This is a genomic window from Citrobacter sp. SX206 (assembly GCF_024181025.1).
GTDB lineage: Bacteria > Pseudomonadota > Gammaproteobacteria > Enterobacterales > Enterobacteriaceae > Citrobacter > Citrobacter youngae.
The window spans coordinates 3,800,163-3,812,672 of sequence record NZ_CP049738.1; the positions used below are offsets into that span (position 1 = coordinate 3,800,163).

Genomic DNA, 12,510 nt, shown 5'->3' on the forward strand with positions numbered 1-12,510 from the left:
CGCTTGCCGCCGCGATACAACCCGAATTATTTTGAACAACCAAAAGCGCAATAAGACAGGTTCTGCGTTTATTGCCTGACCCATCAGGCGTAATTGTTGCAGCCAGTTTGGGCACGGACAGCGCGGAACAACCGGAGCGTACACGTAGTACGTGAGGATTGTGAGCACTGCCCAGGGCCAAAATGGCAAATAAAATAGCCTTATGGGCCTGGCATTTAGTTGCCGCGCACTTTAATTCGCGCTTGATTTACAACATCTTCTGGTTAACGTTCTGCCAGAAAAATCACTAATTCTTTCGTTGCTCCAGACGGCGTAAGGCGCGTTCACGACGGCTTTCCTCACGGCTTCTGTCCAGCAGGATCTCTTCGATAAAGGCCAGGTGACGGTGCGACGCTTCACGCGCCTCCTCCGGCTTCCCGGCGATAATTGCTTCAAAGATACGGGTACGGTGACTGCTTACCAGCGGCAGCATCTCGCGACGCGCATACAGCAATTCGAAGTTTTGCCGAACGTTCTGAGCCAGCATCGGCTCCATACACCTTAGCAAATGGAGCAGCACCACATTATGTGCCGCTTCGGTGACAGCAATTTGATACTGCAGTACCGCATCAGATTCACCGTCAAGATCGCCGGACTGTTGCGCAAGCTCGATCGCATGGTGGAGTTCACGGATACGCGTTTTGTCTTCATCCGTGCTGCGCAGTGCAGCGTAATAGGCTGCAATACCTTCCAGCGCATGGCGCGTCTCAAGCAGGTCAAACTGGGATTCAGGATGGTCGGAGAGCAGCTCTACCAGTGGGTCGCTAAAGCTCTGCCACAGGCTGCTCTGAACAAAAGTGCCACCGCCCTGACGACGAAGCAGTAACCCCTTCGCTTCAAGGCGTTGGATCGCCTCGCGTAAGGAGGGGCGGGAGACGTCGAACTGTTTTGCCAGCTCGCGTTCCGGTGGGAGTTTTTCTCCGGGGCGAAGTGTCCCCTCAAGAATTAAAAACTCCAGCTGCTGCTCAATCACATCGGAGAGTTTTGGTTGGCGGATTTTGCTGTAGGCCATGATTTCCTGTCTTAAGCCATTTGCCCGGAGTCAATTGGTCTTACCAATTTCATGTTCTTGACGCTAAAGTAACAAAGTATTCACCTTCTGTCCATACAGGTTTTGATTGAAATCAGTAAAGGAGGCATATTTTAACAACATTACAGAAATAACGTTTCAAACATGTAACTATGCACAAATGTTAAATTTACCCATCCCGAGGTAGTTTTAACCGAATTGAAACGAAAAAAAATATTATCTGAACCGATTCACCTGCTTATTTATCGATTTATCAATCACTATTTTCGAATAAAAATTCAAATTGGAAATTTTGTGGTAGATAAACTCGCGCTTACAAATGGTTTCTTTTTATTCAACTCGTCTCTCACGCCGCATAAAGCAGGTGCATTCGCGCTCGCATAACATTATTCTGATCAAGACAAAAGTCTTTAGGCAACATTTCATAATTCATTGCTGTAAATAAATTAATACAACAAACGGAATTGCAAACTTACACACGCGTCACTGCGTGGTTCAAAATATAAGTACTCGAAAGATGAAGAGTAAAACCACACACGAGGTTTCATGATGGAAAGTCAACAGCATGGCGATCAGCTAAAGCGCGGCCTTAAAAACCGCCATATACAGCTTATCGCGCTGGGTGGCGCGATTGGTACCGGGTTATTCCTCGGGAGCGCATCCGTTATTCAGTCTGCAGGGCCGGGTATTATTCTGGGTTACGCTATCGCCGGATTTATCGCCTTTTTAATTATGCGTCAGCTAGGTGAAATGGTGGTTGAAGAGCCGGTAGCAGGCTCCTTTAGCCACTTTGCTTATAAATACTGGGGCAGTTTCGCAGGTTTCGCCTCTGGCTGGAACTACTGGGTGCTGTACGTTTTGGTTGCCATGGCTGAACTGACGGCCGTGGGTAAATACATTCAGTTCTGGTACCCGGAGATCCCAACCTGGGCCTCTGCGGCCGCCTTCTTCGTGATTATTAACGCCATTAACCTCACCAATGTGAAAGTGTTCGGTGAGATGGAGTTCTGGTTTGCCATTATTAAAGTCATTGCCGTAGTCGCGATGATCATCTTCGGCGGCTGGCTGCTATTCAGCGGCAACGGCGGGCCGCAGGCCAGCGTCAGTAACCTGTGGGACCAGGGTGGCTTCCTGCCGCACGGCTTCACTGGTTTGGTAATGATGATGGCGATTATTATGTTCTCTTTCGGTGGGCTGGAGCTGGTCGGGATCACCGCAGCAGAAGCCGATAACCCGGAGCAAAGCATTCCTAAAGCCACCAACCAGGTCATTTACCGTATCCTGATTTTCTATGTGGGTTCGCTGGCTGTACTGCTTTCCCTGATGCCATGGACGCGTGTTACGGCTGATACCAGCCCGTTTGTCCTTATTTTCCACGAACTGGGCGACACCTTTGTTGCCAATGCGCTGAACATAGTGGTGCTGACCGCTGCCCTTTCTGTCTATAACAGCTGTGTCTACTGTAACAGCCGTATGCTGTTCGGCCTGGCTCAACAGGGCAACGCGCCAAAAGCGCTGATGAACGTCGACAAACGCGGCGTACCGGTGAACACCATTCTGGTTTCCGCGCTGGTTACGGCTCTATGTGTGCTGATCAACTATCTGGCGCCAGAATCCGCCTTTGGCCTGCTGATGGCGCTGGTGGTTTCCGCCCTGGTGATCAACTGGGCAATGATCAGCCTGGCGCACATGAAGTTCCGCAAAGCAAAACAGCAGCAGGGGGTTACCACCCGCTTCCCGGCACTGCTCTATCCGCTGGGTAACTGGGTGTGCCTGATTTTCATGGCTGCAGTACTGGTGATTATGCTGATGACGCCGGGCATGGCGATCTCTGTGTACCTGATCCCGGTATGGATTGCCATTCTTGGCATTGGCTATCTGTGCAAACAGAAAACGGCCGGTGCCGTGAAAGCGCATTAATCCTTCCCCCCACCTGCACCAGGTGGGGGTTGTTACCTGCCTCACACTTTCCCACAGATGACTGTTTAGTCCATATCAGCGGCGCTATCCTGCAACGCAAAAACACCAACACCAGACAATAATTCTCTCCATATCACATTAATGGAGTGCGCTTGATGGAAACCAGAAAGCTGTCGGTGAAAGAAAAGATCGGCTATGGAATGGGCGATGCCGGATGCAACATCATATTCGGCGCTATCATGCTGTTTGTTAACTATTTTTACACAGATATTTTTGGTCTTGCGCCTGCACTTGTCGGCGTATTGCTGCTTTCTGTACGCGTTATTGATGCCGTTACTGACCCTATCATGGGTGCAATGGCCGATCGTACCCGCAGTAAATATGGTCGGTTTCGTCCATGGCTTCTGTGGATGGCTTTCCCCTACGCATTATTCAGCGTATTGATGTTTACCACTCCGGAGTGGACGTATAACAGCAAAGTTATCTATGCGTTTGTCACCTACTTCCTGCTCTCTATTACCTATACAGCAATTAACATTCCCTACTGTTCACTCGGTAGCGTCATCACCAACGATCCGAAAGAACGCGTCGCCTGCCAGTCGTATCGCTTCGTGCTGGTCGGGATTGCAACTCTGCTACTCTCACTCACGCTACTGCCAATGGCAGACTGGTTTGGCGGGGAAGATAAAGCCAAAGGCTATCAGATGGCGATGGCCGTGCTGGCTTTCATTGGTATGTGCATGTTCCTGTTTTGTTTCGCGACCGTGCGCGAACGTGTACGCCCTGCGGTACCCACGAACGACGATTTGAAAGCCGATCTGAAAGACGTGTGGAAGAACGATCAGTGGGTGAAAATCCTGCTATTAACCTTGTGCAACGTCTGTCCGGGCTTTATTCGTATGGCCGCCACCATGTACTACGTCACCTGGGTTATGCAGCAAAGCACACAGTTCGCAACGTTGTTTATCAGCCTTGGCGTTGTCGGCATGATGATCGGCAGTATGCTCGCGAAGGTATTAACCGATCGCTGGTGCAAACTGAAAGTCTTCTTCTGGACCAACATCATCCTGGCGATTTTCTCCGCCGCATTTTACTTCTTCGATCCGAAAGCCACCATGATGATTATGGTGCTCTACTTCCTGCTCAACATCCTGCATCAGATCCCATCCCCGCTGCACTGGTCGCTGATGGCGGATGTCGATGACTACGGCGAGTGGAAAACCGGTAAACGCATCACCGGGATCAGCTTCTCCGGCAACCTGTTCTTCCTGAAACTGGGGCTGGCGATTGCCGGCGCGATGGTGGGCTTCCTGCTTTCCTGGTACGGCTACGATGCAGGCGCTAAAGCGCAAAGCGACTCCGCGATTAACGGCATTATGCTGTTGTTCACTATTATTCCGGGCGTAGGCTACCTGATTACTGCAGGCGTGGTTCGCCTGCTGAAAGTTGACCGCGAGTTCATGCAGCAAATCCAGACAGATTTAGAAAAGCGCCGCGCCAATTACCGTGAACTGAATGAATACCACGAGATAAAAACAACTGAAACCGTAAGGAAAGCCTGATGAATCAGTGGCCTAACCCCTTTATTGAACAACGTGCCGACCCGTTTATTTTACGTGACGGTAGCCACTACTATTTCATTGCTTCAGTGCCCGAATACGATCGCCTGGAGATCCGCCGGGCTGACTCTCTGGGGGAATTACGCACCGCGGAACCCGTTGTTGTCTGGCACAAACCGGACAGCGGCCCTATGAGCCAACTCATCTGGGCGCCTGAAATCCATCATCTGGCAGGTAAGTGGTACATCTACTTTGCGGCCACGTACACTCAGGCGCTCGATACGTTGGGTATGTTCCAGCATCGCATGTTTGCGTTGGAGTGCGCAGATGCCGATCCGCTAAGTGGTAAGTGGGTTGAAAAGGGGCAAATTAAAACCCAGTTTGATACCTTCGCGCTTGATGCCACAACCTTTAACCATCAGGGAAAACAGTGGTATCTGTGGGCGCAGAAATCGCCCGATATCGCCGGGAACTCCAATATCTACCTCGCTGAGCTGGAAAATCCATGGACGATTAAAGGCGAGCCAGTGATGCTCAGCCATCCAGAATATGACTGGGAATGCCGGGGTTTTTGGGTCAACGAAGGTCCGGCCGTCATGGTTCACGGCGACAAGCTGTTCATCAGCTATTCCGCCAGCGCCACCGATGAGAATTACTGTATGGGATTATTGTGGATTGACCTCAACGCCGATCCACTCAACCCGCAGAACTGGCACAAATCACCGCGCCCGGTCTTTACCACCAGCTACGAAAACCGCCAGTTCGGCCCAGGACACAACAGCTTTACGCAAACGCCGGAAGGTGAAGATGTGCTGGTGTACCACGCGAGAAATTACACCGAAATCGAAGGCGATCCGCTGTACGACCCAAACCGCCACACTCGTCTGAAACTCGTGCGTTGGGGCGAAAACGGCATGCCAGATTTTGGCGTGCCGCCTGCTGATACGAACTAAGCCGTTGCACTGCCCGGTAGCGCTAACGCTTACCGGGCCTACACGTTTTTTCATTGTAGGTCGGATAAGCGTTAGCGCCATCCGGCACAACGCTATACTAATGCCCCATAAATGGTCAGCAGCGCAATGACCACCACCACCACAAACGAAGTTTTCTTCGCCATCGAAACGGCAGCTTTTGGCGTTTCGACTTTATCGGTATGGGGTTCGCGCGCCAGCGAGAACTGCGCCAGGCGCGTCAACACCTGATACTGCGAAGTATGCATATCCGCAAGCGAGGCAAACCAGGCCGGAAGCGCTTTCTCGCCGTGTCCTAACAGCGCATAGACCACGCCCGCCAGGCGCACCGGGATCCAGTCCAGCACATGCAGAATTGCATCGATACCCGATTGCAGACGCTGATGCGGCGTCTGATAGCGCGCCAGCCAGGACTGCCAGGCACGTAAAAAAGCATAACCCACCAGCGTCACCGGTCCCCACGAACCACCGACGATCAGCCAGAATAACGGCGCCAGATAAAAGCGAAAGTTGTTCCATAACAGCGCGTTCTGCAGTTCACGCAAAAACTCACGCTCATCGCAGTCCGGCGGCACGCCATGAATCAGCGTCAATTCGCTGGCCATCGCCTCACGGGCGTGAGCGTCATCGCGAGCCGCCGCGTTCAGATAGGCATGATAATGAAGACGTGTCTTGCCAGCGCCGATGCACAGCAGGCCAATTAAGATCCACGCCACCAGCAAGGGCACGTTAAACAGCAGCCCATGGAGTGCGCGCAGCAGCAGGAACGTTACCCCCATCGCAATCAGGGCCATGCCTACCGTACGCATCATCGAGAAATGCTTAACCCGACGGAAAAGAGCTTCAACCCGGTGATCAAGCTGCCAGTGCTCACCCAGCTTAAACAGGCGTTCAACAATCAACACCAGTAATGTTGTAAACAGCGTCATGTCATCTCCTTGTGTGACGAGGGGGTGACCAGGGCGCGAAACCTTGCCCAGTCAAATGAGGGGCCGGGATCGGTCTTACGCTCGGGCGCAATATTGCAATGCCCAGTCATGTTACTGGCAATCGCCGGATAACGCTGAATCAGCGTCTGCGTCACGGCAGCCAGTTGCTGGTACTGCGCATCGGTATAAGCCAGCGTATCCGTCCCTTCCAGCTCAATACCAATTGAGAAATCATTACAGCGTTCGCGGCCCTGATAGCTCGAGACGCCGGCATGCCAGGCGCGTTTATCAAAGGGGACATACTGCACGATCTCACCATCACGGCGGATCAGACAATGGGCAGAAACGCGCAAATGGGCGATTCCGGCAAAATAAGGATGGGCATTGGGATCAATCGTGCCCGTAAACAGCGCGTCGATCCATGGGCCGCCAAATTCACCGGGTGGCAGGCTGATATTATGCACCACCAGCAAAGAAGGGGTTTCGTCATCCGGGCGGCAATCGTAATGCGGAGAGGGAACGCGTCGCGCCTCTGCCAGCCAGCCCTCGTCTAACAACATGCAGAATCTCCTTATTGGTGGTGCTCATATCAGGTTCAGGGTAGCATGTTTCCACCTTATGATTCGTTAGCAATTTGGAGTTTTATCATGCCGCCTCGCCGCTATAACCCTGACTACCGACGTGACGCGCTGTTGGAACGCATAAATCTGGATATCCCTGCCGCTGTCGCTCAGGCGCTGCGTGAAGATTTAGGCGGAGAAGTTGATGCCAATAACGATATCACCGCACAGCTTTTACCCGAAGATATGCGCTCCCACGCTACCGTAATTACCCGTGAAGATGGCGTTTTTTGTGGGAAGCGTTGGGTGGAAGAGGTCTTTATTCAACTGGCTGGCGATGATGTCAGCGTCACCTGGCATGTCGAAGATGGCGACAGCATTAAGGCTAATCAGCCGCTGTTTGAACTGGACGGCCCTTCCCGCGTACTGCTGACCGGTGAACGTACCGCACTCAACTTTGTGCAAACGCTGTCTGGCGTAGCGAGTGAAGTCCGTAAATACGTCGACCTGCTGGCGGGGACAAAAACCCAGCTGCTGGATACGCGTAAAACCCTGCCTGGGCTGCGTACGGCGCTGAAATACGCGGTATTGTGCGGCGGCGGCGCAAATCATCGTCTGGGGCTTTCTGACGCTTTCCTGATCAAGGAAAACCACATTATTGCGTCTGGTTCGGTGAAACAGGCCGTGGAAAAAGCCTTCTGGCTGCACCCGGACGTGCCGGTTGAGGTAGAAGTGGAAAGCCTGGATGAACTGGACGACGCGCTGAAAGCCGGGGCGGACATCATCATGCTCGACAATTTCGAAACCGACCAAATGCGCGAAGCGGTCAAACGTACCAACGGCCAGGCGCGTCTGGAAGTATCTGGTAACGTCACCTATGAAACGCTACGCGAATTCGCGGAAACCGGCGTGGATTTCATCTCTGTGGGCGCGCTGACCAAACATGTCCGCGCACTCGACCTCTCGATGCGTTTTCGCTAATCACTGACTGTTCTGCCCGATGGCGATTCGCGTATCGGGCCTACAGCCCCGCCGCCGATCGGCAGTTTATTCGAGCATCTTCGCAAATACGTTGTCTGATTCTGTAATTTCGTAACATTCATCTGAACCGGCCTTCTCGTTCTATTTTTTGCCTCTCGCCTGAAATCCCTTCGATTTGCCAAAGTAGCGCCAGCTAACTCAAGGAGCAAATCAACAATGGACAAACAACGAGGCTTCACGCTTATCGAACTGATGGTGGTCATTGGCATCATTGCCATCCTCAGCGCTATCGGTATCCCCGCTTATCAAAACTATCTGCGCAAAGCCGCGCTGACAGACATGCTGCAAACCTTTGTCCCCTACCGTACTGCCGTCGAACTCTGCGCGCTGGAGCACGGCGGAACAGAAACCTGTGATGCCGGGACAAATGGCATCCCCTCTGTGACCACCACCCGCTATGTCTCAGGTATGAGCGTGGAAAAAGGCGTGGTCAGCCTCAGCGGGCAGGAAAGCCTGAACGGGCTAAGCATCACCATGACGCCGGGTTGGGACAACGCCAACGGCATAACGGGCTGGAATCGCAACTGCTCTATCCAGAATGACAGCGCGCTGCAACAGGCTTGCGAAGACGTTTTTCGTTTTGATGCCAACTAAGGAAAAGAGATGAATACCACCCAACTAACGGCGCTGTGCCAGCGCTATCAGGCCATATTACTGGATGCAGACAATGACGCGGTGCATATCGCTGTTGTGGATGCCCCTTCCCACGAACTGCTGGATGCACTGCATTTTGCCACGACCCGACGCATCGATATTGTGTGCTGGACGCGTCAGCAAATGGAGGGCCACACACACGCGCCGCGTAAAATGCTCCCGGCCATCATCACAGAAAGCAGCGCAACTGCCGCAGGGTTGCTGAACCATGCTTTTCAATCCGCGTTGGCACAACGGGCTTCTGATATTCATATTGAACCTGCGGAGAATCACTACCGGATCAGGATACGTGTGGATGGCGTACTACACACATTACCGGAAGTCACAACCGAGATGGGCATTGCTCTCACTGCAAGATTAAAGGTATTAGGCAGTCTGGATATTGCCGAGCACCGACTCCCGCAAGATGGACAATTTACCGTGGAGATTTCAGGTGACCCCATTTCGTTTCGCATCGCCACGCTGCCTTGCCGATGGGGTGAAAAAGTAGTGCTACGCCTGCTTCATCAGGTTAATCAAACGCTGGAGGTCAACGCACTGGGCATGCATGAGGCACAGTTGGCTGCGTTTTCACAAGCATTACAGCAACCACAGGGTTTGATTCTGGTCACCGGGCCGACCGGGAGCGGCAAAACGGTTACCCTGTACAGTGCGCTACAAACCCGAAACACCCCCGATGTGAATCTCTGTAGTGTAGAAGATCCGGTCGAGATCCCCATTGAAGGACTCAATCAGACACAAATCCATCCTCGCGCCGGACTTAATTTTCAGGGTGTATTACGTGCACTACTGCGCCAGGATCCCGACATTATTATGGTAGGCGAAATCCGCGACGGCGAAACAGCTGAGATTGCCCTGAAAGCCGCACAAACCGGTCATTTGGTTCTTTCGACACTGCATACCAATTCCACCAGTGAAACACTGATACGCCTGCAGCAAATGGGGGTGGCACGCTGGATGATTGCCTCCGCGCTGACATTAATAGTTGCGCAGCGATTAGTCAGAAAATTATGCCCACATTGTCGGCGACGACTTGATACTCCCATAACACTCCCGGCAACACTTTGGCCCACGCCACTACCGCGTTGGCAGGCACCCGGTTGCCAACACTGCTATCACGGGTTTTATGGTCGAACCGCTCTGTTTGAAGTACTGCCCATTACGCCTGCGTTGCGGCAACGTATTGCCGATGGCTCATCCGCAGACGTTGTGGAATCGGATGCTCAGCAAGCGGGTATGAGTACTCTTTTCGAGGATGGCTGTCAGGCGGTGGAACAAGGGTTAACGACATTTGAAGAACTGATCCGCGTACTGGGCACGCCCCATGCCAACTAAACACCTCTGGCGCTGGCAAGGAATAACCCACGAAGGTCAACCTGTAGCAGGGATGCTATGGGCTGATACCCGACCATCGCTCCTGTTTGTGCTCGAACAGCAGCAGATTACGCCAATTCACATTAACCGGATGCGCGTTAAAACCTCGCACTGGAGCAGAGCAAACAGTGCCGAAGCCATACGCCAGTTGGCAACACTGCTTAAAGCGGGATTGACGCTTTCCGCTGGGTTAACTCTGCTCGCTGAACAGCATCCCAGCAACCAGTGGCAGGCATTACTGCGCACGCTGGCTTACGATATGGAACAAGGCATTGCGCTGTCAGCCTCGCTTTCGCGGTGGCAACACGTATTTCCCCCGCTGTACCAGGCAATGATCCGCACCGGAGAACTAACGGGCAAACTGGACGACTGCTGCTTTGAACTTGCCCGTCAGCAAAAAAACCAACAGCAACTCGCTGATAAAGTCAAAAAAGCACTACGCTACCCCATTATCATTCTTGCCATGGCGATAATGGTCGTGCTGGCGATGCTGCAGTTTGTACTCCCTGAGTTTGCCGCCATCTATCGTACGTTCAACACCCCGCTACCGACGCTCACTCAGTGGATTATGGCCGCGGCACACTACAGCAGTCGATGGGGATGGCTGGCAGGGTTGCTATGCCTGGTGCTGGGAACAACATACGGATTGATAAAGCAGAAACCCTACTGGCTTATTCTGCGTCAGAAAACACTGCTGCACTTCCCCATCATCGGGTCGATGGTCAGGGGGCAAAAACTTACACAGATCTTCACCGTACTGGCATTAACACAAAACGCGGGCATTCCCTTTCTGCAAGGTCTGGAGAGTGTCACTGAAACCCTTAACTGCCCTTATTGGTCCCAACGTTTGGCACAGGTGCATCACGATATCAGTGCCGGGAAGCCGGTATGGCTGGCGCTTAAAAATAGCGGTGAATTTAGTCCGCTTTGCTTGCAACTGGTGAGAACCGGTGAAGCTTCCGGCTCTCTGGATGCGATGTTGCAAAACCTCGCCCGACATCACAGCGAGTACACGCTATCTCAGGCCGAAAATTTGGCGTCATTACTTGAGCCAGCCTTGCTTGTCATTACGGGGTTGATTATCGGTACGCTGGTTGTGGCAATGTATCTACCGATTTTTCATCTGGGAGATGCAATGAGTGGTGTGGGATAAATTTAAATGTCGGATAACGGCATAAACGCCTTATCAGGCCTACACAGAGCATGAGCGTAGGCCTGATAAGCTGTGCGCCATCAGGCGTTTAACCGTACGACCTGTTCTTACAGGCTATTGAAAACGCGGTTTTCTTGTTCCTGTACACGAATAAACGTTGTACGTTTGGTCAGCTCTTTCAGACGGGATGCACCGACATAAGTACAAGCAGAACGCAGTCCGCCAAGGATATCGCGAGCGGTATTATCAACCGGGCCGCGCAGAGGCAGCTTAACGGTTTTACCTTCAGCGGCACGATACTGAGCAACACCACCAACATGGCGCGTCATAGCAGACTCAGAGCTCATACCGTAGAACAGCATGAATTTCTCACCGTTCTCTTCAACGATTTTACCGCCGCTTTCTTCATGGCCGGCCAGCATGCCGCCGAGCATCACGAAGTCTGCGCCGCCGCCAAACGCTTTTGCCACATCACCCGGCATTGTGCAGCCACCGTCGCTGACAATCATGCCACCCAGGCCGTGCGCTGCATCAGCACATTCAATGACGGCAGAAAGCTGCGGATAGCCAACGCCGGTTTTTACGCGGGTGGTACATACAGAACCTGGGCCAATGCCCACTTTGACGATATCAGCACCGGAAAGCACCAGTTCTTCACACATCTCGCCGGTGACCACGTTGCCAGCACAGATCGTTTTTGTCGGCCAGGCCGCACGTGCTTTCGACACAAACTGAACAAAATGCTCTGAATAGCCATTTGCCACATCAATGCAGATAAAGTTCAGCGCTGGATTCAATGCCAGAATCTGTTTGGTTTTTTCGAAATCAGTGTCCGACGTCCCGGTTGAAACCATCACGTGTTTCAGTACATCGGCTGAGGAATCTGCAATGAAAGCGGCCCAGTCTTCAACAGAATAGTGTTTGTGCACAGCGGTCAGGATGTCGAAGGAGGCAAGCGCCGTTGCCATGGCAAACGTCCCAACGGTGTCCATGTTCGCGGCGATAATCGGCACGCCGGACCAGGTCTGACCTGAATGTTTAAAGGTGAATTGACGTTCCAGTTCAACATCGGAACGACTTTTGAGAGTAGAACGCTTAGGGCGGATAAGAACGTCTTTGAAACCTAACTTCAGATCTTCTTCGATACGCATGTGCGGATTCCTGGGGTTAATGGCGAAAAATCGAAACTCACAACTCCAGTGACGCTATCATACGCACTAATCAATGCCGCGCAAGACTGCGAAATTCTCTTTTTTTACGCTACAATCCCATAAATTTAC

11 protein-coding genes are annotated in these 12,510 nt (G+C 52.4%); 7 read left to right on the top strand and 4 right to left on the bottom strand.

Features of this window, described 5'->3' with window-relative positions:
• Positions 1-286: 286 nt before the first annotated feature.
• Entirely contained in the window at positions 287-1,051 is a 765-nt protein-coding gene (pdhR, locus tag G8S19_RS18440) for a pyruvate dehydrogenase complex transcriptional repressor PdhR (RefSeq protein WP_003018699.1), read from the bottom strand.
• A gap of 564 nt (positions 1,052-1,615) precedes the next feature.
• Between pdhR and aroP the strand changes: the two genes are divergently transcribed.
• The 3 genes from aroP to G8S19_RS18455 all read left to right on the top strand — a co-directional run bounded on the left by aroP (position 1,616) and on the right by G8S19_RS18455 (position 5,501).
• Positions 1,616-2,989 carry an aromatic amino acid transporter AroP gene (gene aroP / locus G8S19_RS18445; protein ID WP_086523581.1) on the top strand — a complete coding sequence of 458 codons (1,374 nt, stop codon included), beginning with the start codon at positions 1,616-1,618 and terminating at the stop codon, positions 2,987-2,989.
• 155 nt (positions 2,990-3,144) lie between these two features.
• Positions 3,145-4,551 carry a glycoside-pentoside-hexuronide (GPH):cation symporter gene (locus tag G8S19_RS18450; RefSeq protein WP_048212679.1) on the top strand — a complete coding sequence of 469 codons (1,407 nt, stop codon included), beginning with the start codon at positions 3,145-3,147 and terminating at the stop codon, positions 4,549-4,551.
• Positions 4,551-5,501 carry a family 43 glycosylhydrolase gene (locus G8S19_RS18455; RefSeq protein ID WP_124021861.1) on the top strand — a complete coding sequence of 317 codons (951 nt, stop codon included), beginning with the start codon at positions 4,551-4,553 and terminating at the stop codon, positions 5,499-5,501. The genes G8S19_RS18450 and G8S19_RS18455 overlap by 1 nt, the downstream gene beginning before the upstream one ends.
• Positions 5,502-5,593: 92 nt before the next feature.
• Here G8S19_RS18455 and ampE read toward each other — a convergent pair whose 3' ends face one another.
• Entirely contained in the window at positions 5,594-6,448 is an 855-nt protein-coding gene (gene ampE / locus G8S19_RS18460) for a beta-lactamase regulator AmpE (protein ID WP_253685661.1), read from the bottom strand.
• Entirely contained in the window at positions 6,445-7,008 is a 564-nt protein-coding gene (gene ampD, locus G8S19_RS18465) for a 1,6-anhydro-N-acetylmuramyl-L-alanine amidase AmpD (RefSeq protein ID WP_061067253.1), read from the bottom strand. The genes ampE and ampD overlap by 4 nt, the downstream gene beginning before the upstream one ends.
• Positions 7,009-7,095: 87 nt before the next feature.
• Here ampD and nadC point away from each other — a divergent pair, with 87 nt between their 5' ends.
• The 4 genes from nadC to hofC all read left to right on the top strand — a co-directional run bounded on the left by nadC (position 7,096) and on the right by hofC (position 11,230).
• Positions 7,096-7,989, top strand: a complete 894-nt coding sequence (nadC, locus tag G8S19_RS18470) for a carboxylating nicotinate-nucleotide diphosphorylase (RefSeq protein ID WP_048213473.1) — start codon at positions 7,096-7,098, stop codon at positions 7,987-7,989.
• Positions 7,990-8,205: 216 nt separating this feature from the next.
• Positions 8,206-8,643 (top strand): prepilin peptidase-dependent pilin, encoded by a 438-nt coding sequence (gene ppdD, locus G8S19_RS18475; protein WP_116360678.1) that lies wholly within the window; start codon positions 8,206-8,208, stop codon positions 8,641-8,643.
• A gap of 9 nt (positions 8,644-8,652) precedes the next feature.
• Positions 8,653-10,038 carry a type II secretion system protein GspE gene (gene gspE, locus G8S19_RS18480; RefSeq protein WP_048212684.1) on the top strand — a complete coding sequence of 462 codons (1,386 nt, stop codon included), beginning with the start codon at positions 8,653-8,655 and terminating at the stop codon, positions 10,036-10,038.
• Positions 10,028-11,230, top strand: coding sequence for a protein transport protein HofC (gene hofC / locus G8S19_RS18485; RefSeq protein WP_124021857.1), 1,203 nt, complete (start codon positions 10,028-10,030; stop codon positions 11,228-11,230). Before gspE ends, hofC begins: the two co-directional genes overlap by 11 nt.
• Before the next feature lie 107 nt (positions 11,231-11,337).
• On the opposite strand, the gene G8S19_RS18490 is transcribed toward hofC, so the two are convergent.
• Positions 11,338-12,381: a GMP reductase gene (locus G8S19_RS18490; RefSeq protein ID WP_040229985.1), complete on the bottom strand. Its 1,044-nt coding sequence runs from the start codon at positions 12,379-12,381 to the stop codon at positions 11,338-11,340.
• Between the last annotated feature and the right edge of the window lie 129 nt (positions 12,382-12,510).